At 66.2% G+C, this 24,601-nt stretch carries 25 protein-coding genes; 4 read left to right on the forward strand and 21 right to left on the reverse strand.

Translation table 11 applies throughout. The features are described from left to right. Positions 1-13: 13 nt before the first annotated feature. The 6 genes from paaN to paaA form a co-directional block, all read right to left on the reverse strand. Positions 14-1,678 carry a phenylacetic acid degradation protein PaaN gene (gene paaN, locus ACZ50Q_RS21050; protein WP_092578022.1) on the reverse strand — a complete coding sequence of 555 codons (1,665 nt, stop codon included), beginning with the start codon at positions 1,676-1,678 and terminating at the stop codon, positions 14-16. A gap of 47 nt (positions 1,679-1,725) precedes the next feature. Continuing rightward, positions 1,726-2,814 carry a 1,2-phenylacetyl-CoA epoxidase subunit PaaE gene (gene paaE, locus ACZ50Q_RS21055; protein ID WP_076519619.1) on the reverse strand — a complete coding sequence of 363 codons (1,089 nt, stop codon included), beginning with the start codon at positions 2,812-2,814 and terminating at the stop codon, positions 1,726-1,728. Between the two features lie 14 nt (positions 2,815-2,828). Then, complete coding sequence (paaD, locus tag ACZ50Q_RS21060) at positions 2,829-3,335, reverse strand: 1,2-phenylacetyl-CoA epoxidase subunit PaaD (protein WP_092578070.1); 507 nt, start codon at positions 3,333-3,335, stop codon at positions 2,829-2,831. After that, positions 3,332-4,096: a 1,2-phenylacetyl-CoA epoxidase subunit PaaC gene (gene paaC / locus ACZ50Q_RS21065; RefSeq protein ID WP_464079456.1), complete on the reverse strand. Its 765-nt coding sequence runs from the start codon at positions 4,094-4,096 to the stop codon at positions 3,332-3,334. The genes paaD and paaC overlap by 4 nt, the downstream gene beginning before the upstream one ends. A 16-nt stretch (positions 4,097-4,112) precedes the next feature. Further along, positions 4,113-4,397: a 1,2-phenylacetyl-CoA epoxidase subunit PaaB gene (gene paaB, locus ACZ50Q_RS21070; RefSeq protein WP_006388300.1), complete on the reverse strand. Its 285-nt coding sequence runs from the start codon at positions 4,395-4,397 to the stop codon at positions 4,113-4,115. A 193-nt stretch (positions 4,398-4,590) separates the two neighbouring features. Next, on the reverse strand, positions 4,591-5,580 hold the full coding sequence (paaA, locus tag ACZ50Q_RS21075) for a 1,2-phenylacetyl-CoA epoxidase subunit PaaA (RefSeq protein ID WP_464079457.1): 990 nt from the start codon (positions 5,578-5,580) through the stop codon (positions 4,591-4,593). Between the two features lie 172 nt (positions 5,581-5,752). Here paaA and paaX point away from each other — a divergent pair, with 172 nt between their 5' ends. Then, positions 5,753-6,682, forward strand: coding sequence for a phenylacetic acid degradation operon negative regulatory protein PaaX (gene paaX / locus ACZ50Q_RS21080; protein ID WP_092578020.1), 930 nt, complete (start codon positions 5,753-5,755; stop codon positions 6,680-6,682). Positions 6,683-6,717: 35 nt separating this feature from the next. Here paaX and ACZ50Q_RS21085 read toward each other — a convergent pair whose 3' ends face one another. Together ACZ50Q_RS21085 and orn are read right to left on the reverse strand one after the other, a co-directional pair. Beyond that, entirely contained in the window at positions 6,718-7,359 is a 642-nt protein-coding gene (locus ACZ50Q_RS21085; RefSeq protein ID WP_464079458.1) for an NAD(P)H-hydrate epimerase, read from the reverse strand. Positions 7,360-7,431: 72 nt separating this feature from the next. Next, the gene (orn, locus tag ACZ50Q_RS21090) at positions 7,432-7,977 is read right to left on the reverse strand and encodes an oligoribonuclease (protein ID WP_076519609.1); all 546 of its coding nucleotides are present in this window, start codon (positions 7,975-7,977) and stop codon (positions 7,432-7,434) included. A 60-nt stretch (positions 7,978-8,037) separates the two neighbouring features. On the opposite strand from orn, the gene ACZ50Q_RS21095 reads away from it, so the two are divergent. Together ACZ50Q_RS21095 and rsgA are read left to right on the forward strand one after the other, a co-directional pair. Beyond that, positions 8,038-9,288 (forward strand): M48 family metallopeptidase, encoded by a 1,251-nt coding sequence (locus ACZ50Q_RS21095; protein ID WP_464079459.1) that lies wholly within the window; start codon positions 8,038-8,040, stop codon positions 9,286-9,288. After that, positions 9,285-10,187 carry a ribosome small subunit-dependent GTPase A gene (gene rsgA / locus ACZ50Q_RS21100; protein WP_092578016.1) on the forward strand — a complete coding sequence of 301 codons (903 nt, stop codon included), beginning with the start codon at positions 9,285-9,287 and terminating at the stop codon, positions 10,185-10,187. Before ACZ50Q_RS21095 ends, rsgA begins: the two co-directional genes overlap by 4 nt. 3 nt (positions 10,188-10,190) lie before the next feature. Here the strand turns inward: rsgA and ACZ50Q_RS21105 are convergent, their stop codons facing one another. After that, positions 10,191-10,922, reverse strand: coding sequence for a CoA pyrophosphatase (locus ACZ50Q_RS21105; RefSeq protein WP_076519603.1), 732 nt, complete (start codon positions 10,920-10,922; stop codon positions 10,191-10,193). 123 nt (positions 10,923-11,045) lie between these two features. After that, positions 11,046-11,426, reverse strand: coding sequence for a 50S ribosomal protein L19 (gene rplS / locus ACZ50Q_RS21110; protein WP_464079460.1), 381 nt, complete (start codon positions 11,424-11,426; stop codon positions 11,046-11,048). Between the two features lie 350 nt (positions 11,427-11,776). On the opposite strand from rplS, the gene ACZ50Q_RS21115 reads away from it, so the two are divergent. Beyond that, positions 11,777-12,649: a DMT family transporter gene (locus ACZ50Q_RS21115; protein WP_076519601.1), complete on the forward strand. Its 873-nt coding sequence runs from the start codon at positions 11,777-11,779 to the stop codon at positions 12,647-12,649. Between the two features lie 27 nt (positions 12,650-12,676). Here the strand turns inward: ACZ50Q_RS21115 and ACZ50Q_RS21120 are convergent, their stop codons facing one another. From ACZ50Q_RS21120 to aspT, 11 genes are all read right to left on the reverse strand, one after another. Continuing rightward, positions 12,677-13,141 (reverse strand): hypothetical protein, encoded by a 465-nt coding sequence (locus tag ACZ50Q_RS21120; RefSeq protein ID WP_464079461.1) that lies wholly within the window; start codon positions 13,139-13,141, stop codon positions 12,677-12,679. Positions 13,142-13,217: 76 nt separating this feature from the next. Continuing rightward, positions 13,218-14,654: a PA0069 family radical SAM protein gene (locus ACZ50Q_RS21125; protein ID WP_464079462.1), complete on the reverse strand. Its 1,437-nt coding sequence runs from the start codon at positions 14,652-14,654 to the stop codon at positions 13,218-13,220. A gap of 211 nt (positions 14,655-14,865) precedes the next feature. Further along, positions 14,866-16,164 carry a sulfate adenylyltransferase subunit 1 gene (locus ACZ50Q_RS21130; RefSeq protein ID WP_464079463.1) on the reverse strand — a complete coding sequence of 433 codons (1,299 nt, stop codon included), beginning with the start codon at positions 16,162-16,164 and terminating at the stop codon, positions 14,866-14,868. A gap of 41 nt (positions 16,165-16,205) precedes the next feature. After that, positions 16,206-17,114 (reverse strand): sulfate adenylyltransferase subunit CysD, encoded by a 909-nt coding sequence (gene cysD, locus ACZ50Q_RS21135; protein ID WP_076519593.1) that lies wholly within the window; start codon positions 17,112-17,114, stop codon positions 16,206-16,208. Between the two features lie 38 nt (positions 17,115-17,152). Next, complete coding sequence (locus ACZ50Q_RS21140; protein WP_464079464.1) at positions 17,153-17,899, reverse strand: phosphoadenylyl-sulfate reductase; 747 nt, start codon at positions 17,897-17,899, stop codon at positions 17,153-17,155. Next, positions 17,896-18,960: a sulfate/molybdate ABC transporter ATP-binding protein gene (locus ACZ50Q_RS21145; protein ID WP_464079465.1), complete on the reverse strand. Its 1,065-nt coding sequence runs from the start codon at positions 18,958-18,960 to the stop codon at positions 17,896-17,898. The genes ACZ50Q_RS21140 and ACZ50Q_RS21145 overlap by 4 nt, the downstream gene beginning before the upstream one ends. Before the next feature lie 27 nt (positions 18,961-18,987). Next, complete coding sequence (gene cysW, locus ACZ50Q_RS21150) at positions 18,988-19,887, reverse strand: sulfate ABC transporter permease subunit CysW (protein ID WP_464079466.1); 900 nt, start codon at positions 19,885-19,887, stop codon at positions 18,988-18,990. Then, on the reverse strand, positions 19,884-20,774 hold the full coding sequence (cysT, locus tag ACZ50Q_RS21155; protein ID WP_464079467.1) for a sulfate ABC transporter permease subunit CysT: 891 nt from the start codon (positions 20,772-20,774) through the stop codon (positions 19,884-19,886). The genes cysW and cysT overlap by 4 nt, the downstream gene beginning before the upstream one ends. A gap of 24 nt (positions 20,775-20,798) precedes the next feature. Next, positions 20,799-21,848, reverse strand: a complete 1,050-nt coding sequence (locus ACZ50Q_RS21160; RefSeq protein ID WP_464079468.1) for a sulfate ABC transporter substrate-binding protein — start codon at positions 21,846-21,848, stop codon at positions 20,799-20,801. Between the two features lie 213 nt (positions 21,849-22,061). Beyond that, on the reverse strand, positions 22,062-22,703 hold the full coding sequence (locus ACZ50Q_RS21165; protein ID WP_076519581.1) for a peroxiredoxin: 642 nt from the start codon (positions 22,701-22,703) through the stop codon (positions 22,062-22,064). A gap of 191 nt (positions 22,704-22,894) precedes the next feature. Next, positions 22,895-24,595 carry an aspartate-alanine antiporter gene (gene aspT / locus ACZ50Q_RS21170; RefSeq protein WP_464079469.1) on the reverse strand — a complete coding sequence of 567 codons (1,701 nt, stop codon included), beginning with the start codon at positions 24,593-24,595 and terminating at the stop codon, positions 22,895-22,897. Positions 24,596-24,601 lie beyond the last annotated feature (6 nt).

A 24,601-nucleotide genomic window follows, 5' to 3' on the forward strand; every position in this document is an offset into this window, starting at 1 on the left:
CGATCGCCCGGGCTTAGATGTGACGGCGGGTTTGCACCACGCGGAAGCGGTTCGAGACGAACGCCGTGTCCGACAGCGCCGCATTGGCCGCCGGGTTGGCGCCGGTGCCATGGAAATCGCTGAAGGCGGCGGTCTGATTGACGAACACCGGGCCGGTCAGGTTGAGCGAGAGCGACACGCCCGACACTTCCGCGGCATCCTGGATCTGCTCGGCCACGCGGTCGTCCGTCGTGTAGGCGGACAGGGACAGCGCGCCATGCTGGATGACGCTGTCGCGCGCGAGCTGGATGCTGTGGGCGGTGGAATCGGTGGCCACGACAAAGGCGATGGGGCCGAACCATTCCTGGCTGAGGGCCGCATTGCCGGCCTCGGTGCGCAACAGCAGCGGCGTGCGGACGCGGGCGTTCTCGAATTGGGGATGGGCCAGCGCCTTGCTGTCCGCCACGACGGGCAGGCCGAGGGCGCGCGCTTTTTCGATGCGCTCGACGATGCCGTCGTTCTGGATGGCGCCCGTCAGTTCGACGGCCTTGGCGGCATCCGCGCCGACCTTTTCCAGCGCCACGCCCAGCGCGGCCGCCACGTCGTCGAAGCTGACGCGGCCTTCCGGGGTGTTGATGCCGTCGCGCGGCACGTAGATGTTCTGCGGCGCCGTGCACATCTGGCCCGAATACAGGGCCAGCGAGAACGCCAGGTTGCGCGCCACGCCCTTCAGGTCGTTGGTCGAATCGATGATGACCTGGTTCACGCCCGCCTTCTCGGTGTAGACCTGGGCCTGGCGCGCATTTTCTTCGAGCCAGTTGCCGTTGGCGGTGCTGCCGGTGAAGTCGACGATCTTGACGGCCGGGTCCAGCGCCAGCTTCTGCGCGGTGTCGTCGCCCGCCTCGTGCGCGGCCAGTTGCACCACGTCGGGATCAAAGCCCGCTTCCTGCAGCACTTCGCGCGCCACCTTCACGGTGATGGCCAGCGGCAGGATCGCGCCCGGATGCGGCTTGACGATGACGGTGTTGCCCGTGGCCAGGCTGGCGAAAAGGCCCGGATAGCCGTTCCAGGTGGGGAAGGTCGAGCAGCCGATCACCAGCGCGACGCCGCGCGGCACGACGGTGAACTGCTTTTCCATGCGGATGGGATCATTCTTGCCCTGCGGCTTTTCCCAGACGGCGATGCCCGGGATGCGCGACATCTCTTGCCACGCATAGGTGACGGCTTCAAAGCCGCGATCCTGCGCGTGCGGGCCGCCCGCCTGGAAGGCCATCATGAAGCCCTGGCCGGTGGTGTGCTGGACCGCGTAGGCGATCTGGAAGCTCAGCTTGTTCAGGCGCGCCAGGATTTCCAGCGACACGCCGACCCAGGCGCGCGGACCGGCGCGGCGCCAGTCTTCCAGGGCGCGCTTGGAGGCGGCGATCAGCTTGTCGGCCGGCACGCGCGGATACGTGATGCCCAGGTCGAAACCATAGGGGGACTTCTCGCCGCCCACGACGCCGTCGGCGTCATGCAGGTTCAACGGAAAAGGCTTGCCCTTGAGCGCTTCGAAGGCGGCGCGGCCTTCGTCGTTGGCGGTCTCGCCATAGTTGCGCGGGCTGGGCGACTCGGCAAACGGGCTCCAGTAGCCGCGCAGCGCGGCGGCTGCCAGGGATTGTTCCAGCAGGGGCTGGTGGCGTTCGAAGAATTTCTGGGACACGCTCGTCTCTCCAATAAGATTTGAATGCTTGCCTGGCGCGCGCCGGGTCAGGTTTCCTGGTCGAAGTCGATGACCAGCCGGTCGCTGACCGGGAAGCTCTGGCAGCTCAGGATGAATCCGCGCGCGACTTCGTAGTCTTCGAGGGCGAAGTTGGCATCCATGTCCACTTCGCCTTCGATCACCTTGCAACGGCAGGTGGAACACACCCCGCCCTTGCACGAGTACGGCAGTTCGATGCCCTGCGCCAGCGCGGAATCCAGCACGCTGTCTTTGTTCTTGTCGATGACGAACATGCGGCTATGTCCGTCCTGCACCACGGTGACCTCGCACTGCCCCTTGCCGGGCGCCTGCCGCGCGTCCTGGCCGGTGCGCAACGCGCGCGGACCCTTGGGCGCGCCGAAGAGTTCGAACTTGATGTTCGCCTTCGGGATGCCGCGGGCCTGCAGCCGTTCGACCACACTTTCCGTCATGGTCTGGGGACCACAGACAAAAGCGTAATCGATATCCTCCGGGCTCATCCAGGCCGACATGAGCTGGTCGACCTTGTCGCCGTCCAGGCGGCCGTTGAAGAGCTCGATGTCCTGGGTTTCGCGGCTCATGACATAGACCAGCGAAAACCGGTCCATGTAGAGGTTCTTCAGGTCTTCGATTTCTTCGCGGAACAGCACCGCGGACGAGGCGCGGTTGCCGAAGAACAGCGTGAATTTGCTGCGCGGCTCGGTGGACAAGGCGGTCTTGACCAGGGAAAACACGGGGGTGATGCCGCTGCCCACGGCGAAGGCGACGTAATGGCGCGCGTTCTCGGGCGAAAAATCCACCGTGAAATTGCCCGCGGGCGCCATCACCTCGAGGGTCTGGCCGGGCTGCAGTTCGTGGTTGGCCCAACTGGAAAAAGCGCCCTCGTCGACCTTCTTGATCGCCACGCGCAAGAGCTTGTCGTGCGGCGCCGAACAGATGGAATACGACCGGCGCAGTTCTTCGCCGTTGAGCTGCGTGCGCAGCGTCAGGTACTGGCCGGGCAGGAAGGCGAATTCATCCGCCAACGCCTCGGGCAGGTCGAAGGTCACGACCACGGCGTCGCGCGTATTGCGCGCGACCGACGCCACCTTCAATGCATGGAATTGGTTCTGGCTCATCTCGAAACCACGCTTTAGTGAGTCTTGAAGTAATCGAAGGGCTCGTGGCAGGACACGCAGCGGTACAGCGCCTTGCACGAGGTCGATCCGAAATTGCTGACCAGGCGCGTGTCGCGCGAGCCGCAGCGCGGACACGCGATGGCCGGGCCGGCCGTACGGCGACTGATGCCGGAGATATCGATGGCGCGTTCGGCGGGCGCGGCAATGCCGTAGCCCTTGAGCGCCTCTCGGCCCTTCTCGCTCATCCAGTCGGTCGTCCAGGCCGGCGCCAGGCGCGTTTCCACGCGGACCTGGGCGACGCCGTGGCGTTCCAGCGTCTGGCGGATGTCCTGTGTGATTTCGCGCATGGCCGGGCAGCCGGAATACGTGGGCGTGATCACGACCACACAGGCGTCGCCGTCCCACGAGACGTCCCGCACCACGCCCAGGTCCACCACGGACAGCACGGGAATCTCCGGATCGGGGACCTCCTGCAGCCAGGCGTAGACCTGGTCGGCGGCAATGGGCGCGTGGGCGTTCACCACGTCGCTCCCGGGTAGGCGCGAGGCAGGTACTGCATTTCGGCCAGCACGTAACCCAGGGCCTCGGTGTGCCTGCCCTGGCGGCCGCCCCGGTGCGCCAGATGATTCGCGGCGGCTTCGTCGGGGACGGTCAGCGTGGCTTCTTCCAGCACTTCCCGCACGTGCGCGAGCCAGGGTTGGCGCAGCGCGGACAATTCACAGCCGATGCCGCGCGAGGCGATGTCCAGGTCGATGGCGTCGTCGGCGAACAGCTCGCCCGTGAAGCGCCAGGCGTCGTCGATGGCGGCCTGCATCTTGGCATGGCTCTCGGCCGTGCCGTCGCCCAGGCGCACCACCATGTCGGAGGAACGGCGCACGTGGTAGGTCACTTCCTTGAGCGACTTGGCCGCGATGGCGGCGACACGTTCGTCGGAAGACTGCTCCAGGCGCTGCAGCAGGAAGTAATGCCAGACGTCGAACAGGAACTGCCGCGCCATGGTGTCGGCATAGTTGCCGTTGTCGCGCTCGACCAGCAGCACGTTGCGGAACTCGTGCGCGTCGCGCAGATAAGCCAGCGCGTCCTCGTCGCGCCCGGCGCCCTCGACCTCGCCGGCCAGCGTCAGCCACATGCGGGCCTGGCCCAGCAGGTCCAGCGCGGTGTTGGTCAGCGCCAGGTCCTCTTCCAGGATGGGACCGTGGCCGGTCCATTCGCCCAGGCGCTGCGACAGGATGAGCGACGTATCGCCCAGGCGCAGCAGGTATTCAAAGAGTGCTTTGTCCATGTCTCCCCCGCCCGCCTTACATGTGCTTGATTTCTTCGGGCATCGGGAAGAAGGTCGGATGCCGGTAGACCTTGCTGTTGGCCGGCTCGAACAGCGGATCCTTGTCGCCCGGACTGCTGGCCGAGATGTCGGAGGCGCGCACGACCCAGATGCTCAGGCCCTCATTGCGGCGCGTGTAGACGTCGCGGGCATGGTTGATCGCCATTTCGGCGTCCGGAGCGTGCAGGCTGCCCACATGCTTGTGCGCCAGGCCGTGCTGGCTGCGGATGAAGACTTCCCACAGAGGCCAGTCTTTGCTCATGATGGATTTCCTCAAATGCCGGGCGCGCGGGGCGCGACCGGTCTGCAATAAATGAATAGTTAGAAGTCGCTCAAAAAATCGTCATCCCCCGACGCGCCAGCGAGGGCCAGCGGGGCCGCGCGGATCCGGGCTCCGCCGGTCCGCTGCGGCGCCCCCCTGGGGGGGAAGCGCGCAGCGCTCCGGGGGGGGACCTCTAAGCCGCCTTCCGCGCGGACTGTTTATCGGCGTGGGCGACCAGCGCGTCGCGCACCCAGGCGCCTTCCTCGTGCGCCTTGACGCGCGCCGCGAGGCGCTCGCGGTTGCACGGACCATTGCCCTTGAGCACGGCGTAGAACTCGCTCCAGTCGATTTCGCCAAAGTCGTAGTGCCCGCGCTCGGCGTTCCACTTCAACTCGGGATCGGGAACGGTCAGGCCCAGGTATTCGGCCTGGGGAACGGTCTGGTCGACCATCTTCTGGCGCAGCTCGTCGTTGGAGAAGAGCTTGATCTTCCAGGCCATGGACTGGGCGCTGTTGGGCGAATCGGCGTCCGACGGGCCGAACATCATCAGCGCCGGCCACCACCAGCGGTTGAGCGAGTCCTGGACCATCGCCTTCTGTTCGGGCGTGCCGTGCAGGCACATCTGCATGAGCAGGTCATAGCCCTGGCGCTGGTGGAAGGACTCTTCCTTACAGACGCGCACCATGGCCCGCGCGTACGGGCCATAGGAACAGCGGCACAGCGGGATCTGGTTGATGATGGCGGAGCCGTCGACCAGCCAGCCGATCATGCCGATGTCGGCCCAGCTGAGCGTGGGGTAATTGAAGATGCTGGAGTACTTGGCGCGCCCGGCGTGCAGATCGTCGATCAGGTCGTCGCGGGACACGCCCAGGGTTTCGGCGGCGCTGTACAGATAGAGCCCGTGGCCCGCTTCGTCCTGCACCTTGGCCAGCAGGATGGCCTTGCGCTTGAGCGACGGCGCGCGGGTGATCCAGTTGCCTTCGGGCAGCATGCCCACGATTTCGGAGTGCGCGTGCTGCGAGATCTGGCGCACGAGCGTCTTGCGGTAGGCCTCCGGCATCCAGTCCTTGGCCTCGATGCGAACGCCGTCGTCGATGCGCCGCTGGAACGTCTGTTCCAGGCCTTCGAGCTGGTCCGCGGTCTTGACCTGCTTGACGCCGGTTTCGACGAGTTGAGCGTACATGGTTGTCTCCTTGAGACGGTTTGCGAAAACGCAAGGCAAACGCTGCGCAGTGCCGTCATGTCATAGGCGGATTATTTAATACAAAAAATTCATTGTCAAACTCAAATCTGTATCACATTGGATTTATGTATCATATCCAGGATCCCGATATCGGCCGTCTCCGGCCCCTCTTATGGCAAACCCTCAGTCGCCCCTGGAACGCACGCTGTCCCGCTTATTGAAAAGCGATCCGCCTCGCGCAAAATCGCTGTGTGTCAGTGTGCTGGGCGATGCGCTGGCCCCGCATGGCGGCGCCATCTGGCTGGGCAGCCTGATCGAGCTGCTGGCTCCCCTGGGCATCAATGAACGCCTGCTGCGCACCAGCGTCTTTCGCCTGGTGGCGCAGAACTGGCTGCAATCCGAACGCCACGGCCGGCGCAGCCTGTACCTGATTTCGGAACAGGGCGCGCGCCATACCTCGCACGCGTCGCAGCGCATCTACGAAGGGGCGGCCCAAGACTGGAACGGGGAATGGACGCTGGTTGCGCTGCCGCGCACGGGCAACGGCCTGGCAGAGCGCGGCGAACTGCGCCGCGAGCTCACGTGGGAAGGTTTCGGGATGATCGCGCCTGGCCTGTTCGCCCATCCGCACACCGAGGCGCGCGCCGCGCACGACATCCTCGAAAAGCTGGGCATTCCGGACCGCGCCCTGGTGCTGTCGGCCCGCGACCTGGCCGGCGCGGGCGGGCTGCCCATCGCCAGCCTGGCCAGCCAATGCTGGAACCTGGACGACGTGGCCGAGCAGTACCGGCTGTTCTCGCGCAATTTCGGCCCGCTGGAAAAGCTGCTGGAAGAAGCGCCCTCGCCCGCCGAGGCCTTCATGGTGCGGGTCATGGTGCTGCACAACTGGCGCCGGATCGTGCTGCACGATCCGCAACTGCCCGCCCCCATGCTGCCTGACAACTGGCCCGGCCACGCCGCGCGCGACCTGTGCGGGCGGCTCTACTGGAAAGTATTCACGCCTTCCGAAATCCACCTGGATGCGCTGGCCGGGCAGGACAACGAACGCTACACGCCCCTGACGGCCGAGGTCGAGTCGCGGTTCGGCGGACGGCCGGCCTGACGCGGCCACGCGCGCGGGCCATCCGCGGCGCGGCTTCAGGACTGAGGATCTGGCTCGGCGGGCATGGCCACGCCCAGGGTGTCGACGTGGCATTCCCCCGCCGCGTCGCGCCCGGGTCCCGGGCGCGCCAGTCCGCGGCTGGCCGCGATGAAAGACAGCGTCCACCGGGCCCGGATCGGCCGGCCCAGCGCCGCGCCGGAATCGGCGTCGATGCCGCTGGGCACATCCAGGGCCAGCACCGGCGTGTGCATGGCGTTGACGGCATCGATCAGCGATTGCCAGGAAGCATCAAGGGGACGGTTCAGACCGATGCCGAAGAGGCCGTCGATGACCAGGCCTGGCGGCGGTCCAGGCGGTAGCGCGGCGTGGGTGCGGGCTTGCCCGCCAGCGGCCAGCCAGCCGGTCCAGGCGCGGGCGGCGTCGGCGGGCAGCCTGGCCGGCCCGGAAGGCAGCACCACGTGGACGTCAAAGCCCTGCCGCAGCAACAAAGCCGCGGCTTCCAGCGCGTCCCCGCCATTGTTGCCGGGACCGGCCAGCGCCAGGATGGACGCCGAGGCGGGAAGCCGCGCCGTGACGAATGCCGCCGCCGCCGCGCCGGCCAGCGGCATCAAGGCGCGCCCCGACGCCAGGGCGCGCTGTTCGGCCAAGCGGATTTGCGGGACGGAATAGGACGGCATGAGGATCGGGGCGGCCACTCGCCCAGGACACGGTCTGATGCCGAGTGTACGCCGCGACGCTCAGGCGCTCACTCAGACCTTCAGGAAGTGCTCGCGGTAATACTTGAGCTCATCGATGGACTCGTAGATGTCGGCCAGCGCTTCGTGGCGGCTCTTTTTCTCGAAGCCCTTGTAGACCGCGGGCGCCCAGCGGCGCGCCAGCTCCTTGAGCGTGCTGACGTCCAGGTTGCGGTAATGGAAGAACTGCTCCAGGCGCGGCATGTACGCAAACATGAAACGCCGGTCCTGGCTGATGGTATTTCCGCACATCGGCGACTTGCCGGCCGGCACATGCTGCGCCAGAAACGCCAACAGCGTATCCTCTGCCTGCGCCTCGGTCACCGTGGACGCCTTGACCTTGTCGATCAGGCCGCTCTTGCCGTGGGTGGACTTGTTCCAGCTGTCCATGGCGTCGAGCAGGCTGTCGGGCTGGTGCACCACGATCACCGGCCCCTCGGCCACGACCGTCAGGTCAGGCTCGGTCACCACGACGGCGACTTCGATGATCCGTTCTTTTTCAGGGTCCAGCCCGGTCATTTCCATGTCGAGCCAGATCAGGCGATTTTCGTTCGCAGCCATATAATTTGCCTATAAAACACGCGATTTTCGCACATCCCTTCTTGAGCAGACGCATTGCCCATGTTCACACTGCTGTTCGTTGCCTTCCTGCTGACCGATATCGCCGTGCGCATGTGGCTGGCGTCCCGGCAGATCCGCCACGTCGCCCGCCATCGCGACCAGGTGCCTGCGGAATTCTCCCATCGCATCGGGCTGACCAGCCATCAGCGGGCGGCCGACTACACCGTGGCGCGAGTCAGGCTGGGCATGCTGGAGCGGACCTATGACGCCCTGGTGCTGGTGGCGCTGACGCTGCTGGGCGGACTGCAATGGATCGACCTGATGGTCAGCCAGCTTACCAGCAACGACTTCGTGCGCCAGATGCTGCTGCTGGTCGTGGTAGCGCTGGTGCTGGGCCTCTTGGGCCTGCCCTTCACGCTGTGGCGCCAGTTCAAGCTGGAGGCGCGCTTTGGCTTTAACCGCATGACGCCGGGCCTGTTCGTGGCCGACGCCGCCAAGGGGCTGCTGGTGGCGGCAGTGCTGGGCTTGCCGCTGGCAGCCGCGGTCTTGTGGCTGATGGGCAGCGCCGGCGCCTATTGGTGGGTCTGGGCATGGGCGCTGTGGACGGCGTTCAATCTGGCGCTGCTGATCATCTACCCGATGTTCATTGCGCCCCTATTCAATAAATTCACGCCGCTGTCCGATCCCGAACTGGCCGGCCGCATCCAGCGCCTGGCGCAGCGCTGCGGCTTTGCCCTGAATGGCCTCTTCGTGATGGACGGCTCGCGCCGCTCGGCCCACGGCAACGCCTATTTCACGGGCTTTGGCAAGTCGCGCCGCATCGTGTTCTTCGACACCCTGCTGGCCCGCCTGAACCCCGACGAAATCGAGGCGGTGCTGGCGCACGAGCTGGGGCATTTCGCCAAGCGCCACATCATCAAGCGCGTCATCTTCAGCTTTGGCGCCGCGCTGGCGTTCTTTGCGATCCTGGGCTGGATCGCCCAACAGCCGTGGTTCTATGTGGGCCTGGGCGTGCTGCCGCAATTGGGCGGGCGCAACGACGCCATGGCGCTGCTGCTGTTCTTCCTGGTCATCCCCGTATTTACCTTCATGTTGACCCCGCTGGCCAGTTGGTATTCGCGCCGCGACGAGTTCGAAGCGGATCGCTATGCCGCCGAACAGAGTTCGCCGGACCGCCTGGTCTCCGCGCTGGTCAAGCTTTACGACGACAACGCTGCAACCCTGACACCCGACCCCGTGCATTCCGCCTTTTACGACAGCCATCCCCCCGCCGCCGTGCGCATCCGCCACTTGATGGCGGCCGCCGCATGAGCGCCCCCCTGGAAGGCCGCATCATTGCCGCCCATGGCCGCCACTACACGGTGGAACTGGCGGACGGCGCCCTGCGCAAATGTTTTCCGCGCGGCAAGAAAGCCGGGGCCGCGGTGGGCGACCGCGTCAGGATCACGCCGCAGGGCAAGGACGAAGGCGCCATCGACGCCATCCTGCCGCGCAGCAATCTGCTGTATCGGTCCGATGAGATGCGGTCCAAGCAGTTCGCATCCAATGTAGACCAGTTGCTGATCGTCATCGCGGTGCGGCCCACCTTTTCGGACGACCTCACCGGCCGCGCGCTGGCGGGCGCGTGGAGCGCGGGCATCTCGCCGCTCATCATCCTGAATAAGACCGACCTGACCGACGAACTGCCGGCCGCCCGCGCGCGCCTGGCCCCGATCGCCGCGCTGGGGGTGGACGTGATAGAACTGAGCGCGCTGGAGCCCCAGAACGTGCAGACGCTGCTGGCCCCGCGCCTGGCCGGACGCACGAGCCTGCTGCTGGGCCAGAGCGGCATGGGCAAGTCCACGCTGCTCAACGCACTGGTGCCCGACGCCGCCGCGGCCACGCGCGAGCATTCGACGGCGCTGGACATGGGCAAGCACACCACGACCAGCACCCGCCTCTATCACCTGCCCGCTCCCGGCGGCGACCTGATCGACTCGCCCGGATTCCAGGCCTTCGGGCTGCAGCACCTTACCCGCGAAGACATCATCCGCGGGTTTCCGGAGTTCACCCAGCCCATCGAGCAATGCCGCTTCTACAACTGCACGCATCGCCACGAACCCGGCTGCGGTGTGGTGGCTGCCCTGCAGGCGGGCACCATCGATCCGGCGCGCTACGCGCTGTACCAGCGCATCCTGGAAGAAAACCTGGCTGGCCAGCAGCGTTATTGACGCCTAGCGCGGCGTGAACCCGTGGCGCAGCAGGTGATACAGATTGCGCAACATGCCGGCGGTCGCGCCCCAGATGAAGTATTTGCCATACGGCATGCCGTAATACTGGCGCACCCGGCCGTCATCGAGCCTGGCTTCATAGAGGCGATGATTGGCCGGATCCATCAGGAAAGACAGCGGCACCTCGAAGACCTCGGCCACCTCGAACGCATCGGGCGCCAGCTCGAAACCCGGACGCACCAGCGACACCACGGGAATGATGGAAAAGCCGGTGGCCGTCAGATACGGCGGCATGCTGCCCAGCACTTCCACGTGGTTGGCCGGCAGGCCGGTTTCTTCCTGGGCTTCGCGCAGCGCCGCTGCGACGGGGGTGGCGTCGCTGGTCTCGATGCGGCCACCCGGAAAGCTGATCTGGCCGGCGTGATCATGCAGGTGCGCGGCGCGCTGCGTCAGCATGATGTGCACGCCCTCGTCTCGCGTCACCAGGGGAATCAGCACGGCGGCCGGCACCGGCGTGCCTTCGCGGCCGGGGTAGCGCAGATCGTTGTCGCGTGAAAGCTCCAGCGTCCACGTGGAGGGCTGGCTCAGCGTGCCCCGCAGCGAATCCGGCGTGAGCAGACTGGTGGGCACGGGAGGCAGCGATTCGTTGGCCACCACCCACGGCTGCGTCGCCGGGTCGAATCCGGGACGTGCCAGCGGCCTTCGAGGCCGCGCGGAAGACGAGGTATCAGACATTCGGCTCAGAAAATAGAAAAAGGCACCCTCGCAGGTGCCTTTTTAACCCGGAAACCCGTGCCGGACGGAAACGCGGATTGGCGTGAACGTCCGACACTGGCAGGGCCGTGTACCGATAAGCGATCAAGCCGCGGTGGCTTGCTTGCTGACCAGCTTTTCCTTGATGCGAGCCGACTTGCCCGAGCGCGAGCGCAGGTAGTACAGCTTGGCGCGGCGCACGTCGCCGCGGCGCTTCACTTCGATGCTGGCGATTTGCGGCGAGTAGAGCTGGAACGTACGTTCCACGGCTTCACCCGACGAAATCTTGCGCACGGTGAACGCGGAGTTCAGGCCGCGATTGCGCTTGGCGATCACAACGCCTTCGAAAGCCTGCACGCGCTTGCGGGTGCCTTCAACGACGTTGACGCTCACGATGACGGTGTCACCAGGAGCAAATTCAGGCTTGGCTTGACCGCCGGTCAGACGGGCAATTTCTTCCTGTTCCAGGATAGCGATGAGGTTCATGAGAACTCCTAGATCATCATGCCTTTGCGGGCTAAGACTTTTGCCGTTCGATGTTGTTCACGCGTAGCTGTCATGCGGCCCAGGCGACGATATCGATTCCGATATCAGCATCCAGGTCGATCCAGCCAAATGCGTGCGCATTGCAACCGGCTTTCAGGAAGATCCGACAGGCGGATTTCCGGCTTGCTCGGGTTGCGTTGCCATGCCGCAAGCAGAGGATGAGATTTGGCAAACCAATGATTCTACACCAAAAATTCCGAGTCGCCTCGGGTAACATGTGCGGCGCGAGCCAGCTTTGCGGTACCCTTCCATCTTCCTGTAACAAACACGTCATCTGACGCTGTTCCCCCATGTCGTACTCGTCCCTGATATTGGTCGTCCTGGCGGCAATGGCCCACGCCACGTGGAACCTCATTGCCAAGCGCGCGGCCATGGTGGGCGCGCCCTTCGTCTTTGCCTACGGCCTCTGTGCCTCGGTGCTCTATGCGCCGTGGGTAATCTGGGTGCTGGCGCACGACGGCATGACGTGGACCTGGCCCGTCGTCGGGGCGATCCTGGCATCCAGCCTGTTGCATCTAGGCTACAGCCTGTGCCTGCAGCGCGGCTATCAGGTGGCCGATCTGTCGGTGGTGTATCCGATTGCCCGGGGCACCGGCCCCCTGCTTTCCACCACGGGCGCCTTCCTGCTGCTGGGTGAGCCCGCCACCAGCACCGGCATCGCCGGCATGTTGTGCGTGGTGGCCGGGGTGCTGCTCATCGCCACCCAGGGACGGCTTGCCATCTTTCAGCAGGCCCAGGCGTGGGTGGGCGTGCGCTGGGGCGTGGTAATCGGTTTGTTCATTGCGGCGTACACGGTGGTGGACGCCTACGGCGTGAAAGTGCTGCTGATCAGCCCGGTGCTGTTCGACTGGTTCACCTGTGTGACCCGCACCGCGATGATGACGCCGCACATGTTGCGCCGCCCCGCGCACTCGTGGGAATCCATGCGCGGCCACTGGCATCTGGCCCTGGCCGTGGGATTTCTGTCGCCGCTGGGGTACATCCTTGTGCTGTATGCGCTGCGCAACGGCGCGCCGCTCAGCCTGGTCGCGCCGGCCCGGGAAATGTCCATGATGCTGGGCACCCTGGCGGGCATGTTCCTGCTTCGGGAAAAGGTGGGCATCGGCCGGCTGGCCGGCTGCGTGTCGATCCTGGCGGGGGTGATTTTGCTCGGCGCCAGTTGACGGCGCACGGCGGTCGCAGACCGCCGATCAGAATCCGCCCGCAACGCCCAACCACATCAGGCCGGGGATCATCGCGCCCCAGGCCAGCACCAGCAACACGTCCGTGACCATGGCTTTCATGGTCAGTTGGTTGGCCGCCGGCTGAACCTTGGCGTCCCCAATGCTGTGGTCGCGCGCCGTTGCTGCGGACGCGGCGGCCGCGCTCGGACTGTGGTCGCGCGCCGTTGCCGCCGGCGCGACAGGCGCGCTCGGCGCGATGGCGGGCGCGGGAGCGCGCGTCGGCATGGCGGTCGAGGCTTCATCCGGGGTCGGTGCGGGCGGGAACGGCCAGCGGGCGGCGCTCGAGCGGGGGCTAGACGCGGTGGCGCCCCAGGGCATGGCCAATCCGCTCAAGCGGGCGCAAAACGCGCGGGCGCGGTTCGAGCCGCGGCGCAGCGGGTTCAGGGAGACGGCAAGCTCATCCTGCAGGACGGAAATATCAGCGGTGTTCATGGGAACTCCTTGGAGTAACGTTCCAACGCCGAGGCGGATCGCCCTGGCATGCACCCGAGGCAACGGCAGCCTGCGGTCAATCGAACAAGGACAATTGGCCGGCAGCCATGGCGCGCAATTGGCGCTCGCCGCGCCCGTATGCGCCGCTGACCGCAGGCAAACCACCAGGAAAAGGGACCCCTGAAGACGCTTTCGCGCCAACCGGGGATGGGAAATCGGAAGCGGCATTGCCATGGACAGCGCCAGGCGAACCGCCAGCCCCGCCGTCGAACAAGGAGGCCGAGGCGCCCCGCCCGGCGGGCGGCTGGAAGCGACTGCAATCGAGCGACAGGCGCGTACGGTTGAGCCCGAGCTTGCGCGTGGCGACCTCGAAGCGCTGACGCAGCAGGTCTGCCCAGATACCGGTTCCGCGCATGCGCGAGCCGAAATTCGGATCGTTGCGGCGGCCGTTGCGCAGGTCTTCGATGCGGTGCAGGACACGCTGCGCGCGGTCCGGGTAGTGGGCGTTGAGCCAGTCTTCGAACAGGGTCTTGACCTCCCAGGGCAGGCGCAGGACGGTGTAGCTGGCGTAGTGGGCGCCGGCGGCCTTGGCCTCTTGGAGGATGTGTTCCAGGGATTCGTCGTTGATGAAGGGAATGACCGGCGCCACCAGCACGCCCACCGGCACGCCGGCGTCGGTGAGGCTGCGCACGGCTTCCAGGCGACGCCACGGGGCGGCCGCCCGGGGCTCCAGCGTGCGCGCCATGCCGGCATCCAGCGTGGTGATGCTGACGTAGACCACCACGAGGTTCTGCTGGGCCAGCGCCGCCAGCAAGTCCAGGTCGCGGGCGACCAGGGCGTTCTTGGTGACGATGGTGACCGGATGCCGGGTTTCGAGCATGAGTTCAAGCATGCCGCGGGTCAGGCGCCAGTCGCGCTCGATGGGCTGGTAGGCGTCGGTGGCCGACCCGATATTGATCGGCGACGGCTTGTAGCCGGGCCGCGCGAGCTCCGTGCGCAGCGCCTGCACGGCATTGGCCTTGGCGACGAGGCGCGTTTCGAAGTCCAGCCCGGGGGAATAGCCCAGGTAGGAATGCGTGGGCCGCGCATAGCAATACACGCAGCCATGCTCGCAGCCGCGATAGGGGTTGGCGGCCACGTCAAAGGGGATATCGGGCGAATCGTTGCGCGACAGCATCTTGCGCGCCTCTTCTGCGGTGACCGTGGTCTTGGGCGCAGGCGGCGCGGAACGGGTGTCGGGCAGGATGGGAATGACCGGAGAGCCGGCGACGGCGCCGGCAACCGGGGAAGTATCGGGGACAAAATCGGGGAAAGAATCGGCGGCAGAATCGGGGACGGAATCCACGAAATCGGCAGGCAGGCCGGAAGCGGACCAGCCATCGTCGACCTGCACACGGTCATCGCGTTGGAAGCGATGCCGAACATTAGTAACCGCACCCCGACCGCGCAAGGCGGCGGGGGCGGCAGCCGGGGACCCAGAACCGGCGAGAAAAGAATGATCGGTGCGTGCCATAAAAACTACTGTACAAAAACACAGTGGTTTTGACAAGCACCAAAAGCCCTTTTCGTAAGACAGTCCAACTTTACCGCAAGAAGAAGACATCGTCTGAACAATTCGATTTCATCTTGCGATATCGCCCGCAAACCCTTGCCAGCATTGGGTTTGGACGAAAAACAACACGAAATTCCCGGGCTGGAAGGGCGATTTCCAGCCCGCTTGCGGGCTACCGAAGCATGCCTGCGGCAGCCGTCTGATGCGTGGCTTCATCGATCAGGATGAAGGCGCCGGTCGCCGGGACATCGTCGTACCGATCGACCGCGAGCGACTCGCGCGTGGTGAGCGTCACGCGGCCGATGTCGTTCATGCGCAAGGTGCCTTCGGTGTTCTCGACCTCTTGCAACTCATGGATGTCCCGATGCGACAACACCGCGCGCACCTTCGCCGACGTGAGCCGCGTGCCGGACTTGAGCAGATACTTGCGCGCGGGATTCAAGGCCTGCGCGTCCAGCCAGCACAGCTCGGCTTCGAACTCGCGCGACACCTGGGCCGGCGCGGCCGTGTGCACGATCACGTCGCCGCGCGAGACGTCGACGTCGCGGTCCAGCACCAGCGTGATCGAATCACCCGCCACCGCTTCATCCAGCGCGCGATCGAACGCGCGGACCTCCTGCACCACCGCGCTCACGCCCGACGGCTGCACCGTCACCGCGTCGCCAGGGCGCACCACGCCGCTGGCCACCCGGCCGGCGTAGCCGCGGAAATCGTCCGTGCGATCGCCGCCGTGGCGCGCCACCCACTGCACCGGAAAGCGCAGCGGCGTGGCCCGGCCATCGCCCGACAGGTCCAGCGATTCCAGCAGCGCCAGCAGCGGCTGGCCCTCGTACCACGGCGTCTTGCCGGAGAGCGTGACGACGTTCTCGCCGCCCAGTGCCGACAAGGGCAGCGCGTCGAAATGCGCGATGCCCAGCTTGCCCGCCAGGTCCGCGTACGCATCGCGGATGCGCTCGAACACCGCGCGGTCCCAGTCGACCAGGTCCATCTTGTTCACCGCGACGACGATGTGGCGTATGCCCAGCAGGCGCGCGATGGTGCTGTGCCGCTTGGTCTGCGGCAGCAGCTTGCCGTCGGCCGCGCGGGTCGCATCGATCAGGATGACGGCGACGTCGGCCGTCGACGCCCCGGTCACCATGTTGCGCGTGTACTGCTCGTGACCGGGCGCATCGGCAATGATGAACTTGCGCGTGGGCGTGGAAAAGTAGCGGTAGGCGACATCGATGGTGATGCCCTGCTCCCGCTCGGCCTCCAGGCCGTCGGTCAGCAGCGAGAAGTCGATGCCATCGCCAGCCACCCGCTTGTGCTTGGCGCGCGAGATTGCGTCCAGCTGGTCGGCAAAGACCCCCTTGCTGTCATACAGCAGGCGGCCGATCAATGTGGACTTGCCGTCGTCGACGGAGCCCGCCGTGATGAGGCGCAGCACGCCGTTGTCGGCGCCGGAAAGAAAGGAATCGTTCAGTGCGTTCATGTGGTTCCCCAGGCGCCGGCTTGGGCCGGCGCGTCTTGCATTCAGAAATAGCCTTCCTTCTTGCGGCGCTCCATCGAGGCCTCGGAAGTCTGGTCGTCCATGCGCGTGGCGCCGCGCTCGGTGATGTCGGTCACCGCCGTCTCGGCGATGATGGCCAGCGTGTCGGCGGCATCGGATGCGACCGGGCAGGTGCAGGAAATGTCGCCCACCGTGCGGAACCGCACGGACAGGCGCTCGACCTGTTCACCGTCCGCCGGCGGCGTCAGGCGCGTGACCGGCACCAGCAGCCCCTTGCGGCGCACGACCTCGCGCTCATGGGCGTAGTAGATCGACGGCAGCGCCAGCTGCTCGCGCTGGATGTACTGCCAGACGTCCAGTTCGGTCCAGTTCGAGATCGGAAAGACGCGCATGTTCTCGCCGCGATGCACGCGGGTGTTGAACAGGTTCCAGAGCTCGGGCCGCTGGGCCTTGGGATCCCACTGGCCGAACTCGTCGCGGAACGAAAAGATGCGCTCCTTGGCGCGCGCCTTTTCCTCGTCGCGGCGGGCGCCCCCGATGCAGGCGTCGAAGCCGAACTCCTCGATGGCCTCCAGCAGCGTCACCGCCTGCGCCGCATTGCGCGAGTCGGTCTCGCGGCGCAGCACGACGCTGCCGCGCTTGATCGAGTCTTCGACGCTGCGCACGATCAGGGTCTCCCCCAGTTCGGCCGCGCGCGCATCGCGAAAGGCGATGACTTCGTCGAAGTTGTGGGCGGTGTCGATGTGCATCAGCGGGAACGGAAAGCGTCCCGGGCGGAAAGCCTTTTCGGCCAGGCGCAGCAGCACCACGGAGTCCTTGCCGCCCGAAAACAGCAGGACGGGCTTTTCGCATTCGGCGGCCACTTCGCGCAGGATGAAGATCGCTTCCGATTCCAGCCAATCCAGGTGGCTGCGTTGGATCACAGCAGACATAGGTATTCCCCTAAAACGATTTTGAATTCATGGCCGCGTCAGTCGGCGCGCGCCGCAATGTTGATGACCCGGTTGCCCGCATGCAGTCCGCATTCCTTGGAATCGGACGACTCCCACCACCAGCGCCCTGCCCGCAGGTCCTCGCCGGGCCGGATCGCGCGCGTACAGGGTTCGCAACCGATGGACGGATAGCCTTGGTCGTGCAGCGGGTTGTAGGGAATGCCGAGCGTCCGGATGACGGCCCAGACGTCTTCCTCGCTCCATTCGGCCAGCGGGTTGAACTTGTAGAGGCCGAAGGTCTTGTCGTCTTCTTCGAACGGCAATTCCCCGCGCGTGGTCGACTGCGCGCGACGCTGGCCGGTGATCCAGGCGCCGCGCCCCGCCAGCGCGCGCTTGAGCGGCTCGACCTTGCGGATCTGGCAACAGGCCTTGCGCAGTTCCACGCTTTCGTAGAAGGCGTAGGCGCCATGCGCCGCCACATGCGCGTCGACCGCCGCCGCGACCGGGCGGTACACCGTGACCTCGCGCCCGTAGCGCGCGCGCACCGCGTCCAGCACGCCCAGCGTTTCGGCGTGCAGCCGGCCCGTGTCCAGCGTGAAGACTTCCAGGTCCAGGCCCGAGTCGTAGATGGCGTGGGTCAGCACCATGTCTTCGGCCGCCAGCGAAGACGCCAGCGCGGCGTCCGGGTAGCGCCGCCGGACATCCTGCAGCCGCGAGATCAGCTCGCGCCAGCGCGCCGCCAAGGCAGGTTCGAGTTCAGTAGATTCAGTGGAGAGAGTCGTCATGGTTGCACCGCGAAAATACGAGCGCGCCGGGGACGCGCCAGCAGGATCTCGCCATCCTGCAGATTCAGTTCCTGATAAAGCGATTCCGGCACCTCGGCCTCGATGATGGCGTCCGAGTCCTGGCGCGCCAGTTCGAGATAGGCGCTGGGGCCGGCCAGATAGGCGTGCGACAGGCGCACCGGAATGCCGTCGGCGCCGGCGCGATAACGCTCGACCTCGAATTCGTGCGGCCGCACATATGCGGTGGCGCGCTGCGCATCGGGCTGCGCCAGGTCCGGGGCCGGCAGCGACAGCCCGGCGCCTTCCCACACGCCGCGCGCGGCCGTGCCCTGCAGCTGGTTCACGTCGCCCAGGAAGCCATAGACGAACGGCGTGGCCGGGCCTTCCCAGACTTCGCGCGGCGTGCCTACCTGTTCGATGCGGCCGGCGTTCATCAGCACCACCCGGTCGGACACTTCCAGCGCCTCTTCCTGGTCATGCGTCACGAACACGCTGGCCACGTGCAGTTCGTCGTGCAGCCGCCGCAACCAGCGGCGCAGTTCCTTGCGCACCTTGGCGTCCAGCGCGCCGAAGGGTTCGTCCAGCAACAGCACGCGCGGCTCGACCGCCAGCGCGCGCGCCAGGGCGATGCGCTGGCGCTGCCCGCCCGACAGTTGCGCCGGATAGCGGTCGGCCAGCCAGTCCAGTTGCACCAGCCCCAGCAGGTCGTGCACCTTGCGCCGGATCTGGTCCTCGGATGGGCGCTGCGAGCGATGCTTGACGCGCAGGCCGAAGGCCACGTTCTCGAACACCGTCATGTGCTTGAAGAGCGCGTAGTGCTGGAACACGAACCCGACCTGGCGCTGGCGCACGTCCACCGCGGTGGCGTCCTCGCCGGCGAACAGCACGCTGCCGGAATCTGCCGACTCCAGCCCCGCGATGATGCGCAGCAGCGTCGTCTTGCCGCAGCCCGACGGTCCCAGCAGCGCCACCAGCTCGCCGGTCTCGATGTGCAGCGACACATCGTTCAGCGCGCGGAACTGGCCGAACCGCTTGGATAGATTGCGTACTTCGATACTCATGCCTGTCTCCTTGGCCAGTGCGTCGCGTCAGGCGACCGCCGGCTTGATGGATGCCGCGGGGCCGGGATACTCCACCGGCTGGTCCGCGCCCTGCAGAAGGCGCGCGTTGCGCCACTCGACCACGTTCTTCGCCACCAGGGTCACCAGCGCCAGCAGGGCCAGCAGCGAGGCGACGGCGAACGCCGCGGAATACTGGTACTCGTTGTAGAGAATCTCGACGTGCAGCGTCATCGTGTTGGTCAGCCCGCGGATCTGGCCCGACACCACCGACACCGCGCCGAATTCACCCATGGCCCGCGCATTGCACAGGATGGCCCCGTACAGAAGGCCCCACTTGATGTTGGGCAGCGTGACGCGCCAGAAAATCTGCCAGCCGCTGGCGCCCAGCGTCAGCGCCGCCTGCTCTTCCTCGCTGCCCTGCGCCTGCATCAGCGGAATGAGCTCGCGCGCCACGAACGGAAAGGTCACGAACAGCGTCGCCAGGATGATGCCGGGCACCGCGTAGACGATCTTGATGTCGTGCGCCTGCAGCCATTCGCCGAACCAGCCCTGCGAACCGAACAGCAGCACGAACACCAGCCCCGCCACCACGGGCGACACCGAGAACGGCAGGTCGATCAGCGTGATGAGGAATTGCTTGCCGCGGAACTGGAACTTGGTGATGGCCCAGGCGGCGGCAACGCCAAACACCAGGTTCACGGGCAACGCAATAGCCGCGACCAGCAGCGTCAGCCGGATGGCGGCCCAGGCGTCGGGCTCGACGATGGCGTCCAGATACAGCGCCCATCCCTTCCTGAAGGCCTCGGCGAACACCGCCGCCAGCGGCACCAGCAGAAAGAGCGCCAGGAATCCCAAGGCGATGAACAGCAGGACGCCGCGCACCCAGCGCGGCTCGGTCAGGTGAGCCGGATACTCCGCTGCGCTCATGACAGTCTCCCCAGGCCGCGGCGCGCCTGCCAGCCCTGCAACAGATTGATGATGAGGAGCAGCACGAACGACAGCACCAGCATCACGGTCGCAATGGCGGCCGCACCGGCGTAGTCGAACTGCTCCAGTTTGGAAATGATCAGGAGCGGCGTGATCTCGGACACCATCGGCATGTTGCCGGCGATGAACACCACCGACCCGTACTCGCCCACCGCGCGGGCGAACGCCAGCGCAAACCCCGTCATCAGGGCGGGCATGATCGTAGGCAGCAGCACGCGGCGAAAGGTCTGCCAGCGGTCGGCGCCCAGGCTGGCGGCGGCTTCTTCGATTTCGCGCTCCACGTCTTCGAGCACCGGCTGCACCGTGCGCACCACGAACGGCACGCCGATGAAGATGAGCGCGATGACAATGCCCAGCGGCGTGAACGCCACCTTCAGGCCGAACCATTCGGACAGCGGCCCGCCCAGCCAGCCCTTTTGCGAGTACAGCGCGGTCAGGGCGATGCCCGCCACGGCCGTCGGCAACGCGAACGGCAGGTCGACCAACGCATCCAGGATCTTCTTGCCGGGAAAGCGGTAGCGCACCAGGACCCACGCGACGACGGTGCCGAACACCAGGTTCACCAGCGCCGCGATGAACGACGCGCCGAACGTCAGTTGGTACGAGGCGAGCACGCGCGGCGCGGTCACCGCGTCCCAGAAGCCCTGCCATCCCAGCCCCGCGCTCTTGATGGGCAAGGCGGCCAGCGGGATCAGCACGAGCACGCTGAGATACAGCACCGCGTAGCCCATGGAAATGCCGAATCCGGGCAGCACGCCCGGGCTGTTGCGCCGCGCGGAAAAAGGCGCTTGCGCGCCGTTTGCCGCCGGGTTCGAGGCTGAAGTCATGGCCGTCGTCCGAACGTTATGCAATTACTTTTTCTGAGGCTGGTAGATCTGGTCGAACGTGCCGCCGTCGCTGAAGTGGTCCTTCTGCGCCTTGCGCCATCCGCCGAAGATCTTGTCGTCGATGGTGACGAGCTTGACCTTGGGGAACTTGGCCTCGTACTTGGCGGCGACGGTCTTGTCCAGGGGCCGGTAGTAGTTCTTGGCGATGATTTCCTGCGCGGCCGGCGTGTACAGGAACTCCAGGTAGGCCTGCGCGGCGGCGCGGGTGCCCTTCTTGTCCACGACCTTGTCGACGACGGCCACCGGCGGCTCGGCCAGGATGGACAGCGATGGCACCACGATGTCGAACTTGTCCGGACCCAGTTCTTCCAGCGCCAGGAAGGCCTCGTTTTCCCAGGCGAGCAGCACGTCGCCCACGCCGCGCTCCACGAACGTGGTGGTGGCGCCGCGCGCGCCGGTGTCCAGCACCGGCACGTGCTTGAGCAGGTCGCCGACGAAGGCGCGCGCCTTGTCCTCGCTGCCGCCGTTCTTGTCCAGCGCATAGGCCCAGGCCGCCAGGTAGTTCCAGCGCGCGCCGCCCGAGGTCTTGGGATTGGGGGTGATGACCTGCACGCCGTCCTTGACCAGGTCGTCCCAGTCCTTGATCTGCTTGGGATTGCCCTTGCGCACGAGGAACACGATAGTGGACGTGTAGGGCGCGCTGTTCTGCGGCAGGCGGGCCTGCCAGTTCTCGGGCAGCAGGCCGCGGTCGGCGATGGCGTCGATGTCGTAGGCCAGCGCCAGGGTCACCACGTCGGCTTCCAGCCCGTCGATGACCGAGCGCGCCTGGCGGCCCGAACCGCCGTGCGACTGGCGGATCGTCAGGTCGACATTGGCCTTTTCCTTGTAGTGCTTGACGAAGGCGTCATCGATGGCGCGGTAGAGCTCGCGCGTCGGGTCGTAGGACACGTTCAGCAGCGTCTGCTTCTGCGGCGCCTGCGCCTGCGCCTGCGCGGGCGACAACGCGGCAAACGACACCGTCACCGCGGCCAACGCGGCCGACGCCGCCAACCAACCGGCTTTCCTGAAAGACATCCCTTGCTCCCTGAATTCTGCAATGTGGAGGCAAGTGTGCGGGCTGGCCGATCTGAACGGAACGAATCATTTTTTGATTGCTCATCGCTGGCAGGCATATAGGACGGGCGTCCCAACAACGAAAAACCGCCGCAATCCTCTATGGGAATTGCGGCGGTCCTGGCGGCCTGGAGCCGCTTGGAAACCGGGGGAACAACCCCCTGTTTTTGGAATTTACTTATTCGGTTGCGGCGTGATGCGCAGGTACGGACGCACGGCCTTGTAGCCCTTGGGGAACTTCTCTTTGATGACCGCCTCGTCCTGCAGGGACGGAACGATGATCACGTCGTCGCCGTCTTCCCAGTTCACCGGCGTGGCCACGCTATGGCTGTCGGTAAGTTGCAGGGAATCGATGACGCGCAGGATTTCGTTGAAGTTGCGTCCGGTGCTGGCCGGATACGTGATGGTCAGGCGCACCTTCTTGTTCGGATCGATGACGAACACCGAGCGCACGGTCGCCGTGGCGCTGGCATTCGGGTGGATCATGTCGTAAAGCTCGGAAACCTTGCGGTCCTTGTCGGCGATGATCGGGAAGTTGACCGTCGTCGACTGTGTATCGTTGATGTCCTCGATCCACTTGGTATGCGAGTCGGTCCCGTCAACCGACAGGGCCAGGACCTTCACATTGCGCTTGGCGAATTCGTCGGCCAGCTTGGCCGTATAGCCCAGCTCGGTCGTGCAGACGGGCGTGAAGTCGGCCGGATGCGAGAACAGCACCCCCCAGCTGTTGCCCAGGTACTCATGGAAGCGGATGGGGCCAGCCGAGGATTCCTGCTCGAAATCAGGGGCGGTATCGCCCAGGCGTAGTTGACTCATGGTGTCTCCTGTACGGGATTCAGTTGATGGGGCTGGCAGGCGGACCTGCTGGGACCGCCGCGCAGCGGGAGCGTTTCCTGGCGCAATTTGCCGCGCATGAAACGATTCTTCCATCAAACCTTTACGTGAGGAAATACGCAAGTCATATAACCTTATGCAATATTCGAAGAGGCTTTGCCAACCCGCCGGACTCAGCTCAAATGGTAGGCCAGCGACACGATGATCGGCCCCAGCACCGGCAGCAGCACGTTGGCAATGGCGTACGTCACCGTGTAACCCAGCAGCGGCACGGAGCTGCCGCTGGCCGTCAGGATGGCGCTGATGGCAGGGGTGCTGACGTGCTGGCCGGCGATGGCGCCCACCAGCAGCGGACCTTCGATCTTCAGCAGTTTGTGGCCCACCCACAGCGACAGGCAGGCCGGTCCCAGCGACACCAGCAGTCCGATCAGCGGCAACACCGCGCCGTGCTCGCGGATCAGCGACAGCGCGTCGGGCCCGGCCGACAGCCCCACGCAGGCCACGAAGATCGCCAGCCCCAGGTCCTTGAGCAGTTGCACCGCATGGGCCGGCATATGGCCGATCGACGGCCGCTTGGCATTGATCCAGCCGCAGACCAGGCCGCTGACCAGCGCCCCGCCCCCGCTGCCCAGCGACACCGGGATCCCCCAGAGCCTTGCCCCCAGGCTGCCCAGCATCAGGCCGGCAAGAATGCCGAACGCAAGGAAGACCAGGTCGGTCACGCCGCTGCGGCGCAGTTCGGAACCCAGCGCGGCCATCGCCTCCGACAGCTCGGGTTCCGCGCCCACCAGCGTGACCAGGTCGCCATACTGCACCACGGTCGCGGGCGTGATCGGCAGCACGTGCCCGGACCGTGAAATGGATTGCAGGAACACGCCCCGCGCGCGCCGCGCGTTGGGCCGCAGGGCCAGCTCGCCCACGGTATGGCCGTTGACGGACTTCTGGCTGACGACAACCTGCCGCTCGCTGAGCTGCAGGTCGTCCGCGTGCGCCTCGGGGAGCTGGATTTCCGGGCCGATGACCGATCCGGCCCGCAGCGCGAAGCGGCGGGGGCCCAGCACGACCACGACGTCGCCGGTGGCGAGCACGTACTCGGGCATGGCGTCGACCGCCTCGCCGTCGCGCAGGACACGACTGATGACGGTTCGGCCGCCCAACTGCGCCTCCACGTCGCCCACGCGCCAACCGTCCACGTCCTTGACCACATGGGCGCGCCCCACCAGGCGCGGCAGCGTCGGCAGGCTGGCTTCATCGTTGTCGCCAGGCGAGGCGCCCAGCTTCGCCTCCAGCGCCTTGGACGCCTCGCGCAGATTGATCCGCAGCAGCGCGGGCGCCACCTGGCTGGTGAAAAAGACGATGCTGATGAGGCCGACCAGGTAGGTCAGTGTGTAGGCCGTGGCGATGTTGGCCTCCATGCGCTGGACTTCCGCGTCCGGCAGGCCCAGGTGCTTGAGGGCCTCGGCCGCCGTGCCCACCACGGCCGATTCCGTGGCCGCGCCCGCCGCCAGGCCCGCGGCGGTGCCGGCATCCAGCCCGAACAGCGGCACCGCCGCCAGCACGATGCCAAGCACCAGCGCCGCCTCGATGAGCGGCAGCACGACATAGCGCAGGCTGGACCGGTTGAGATTGGCGAAGAACTGCGGGCCGCCGGAGTAACCCATGGCGAAGATGAAGAGGGCGAACGCCACCTCCTTCAGGTCGCCGCGCATCTGGCAGCCCGTCTGGCCGATCAGCAGGGCGACGATGAGCGTTCCGCACACCCCGCCCAGCTGTATCGGCCCGACCTTCAGCTTGCCGATCAGATAGCCCAACCCCACCGTGACGAACAGCACCGCGATGGGAACGCTATTGAAAAATCCGACCGTACACGTCATGAGTGC

The sequence above is a fragment of the Achromobacter sp. T5-5 genome, from assembly GCF_055397965.1.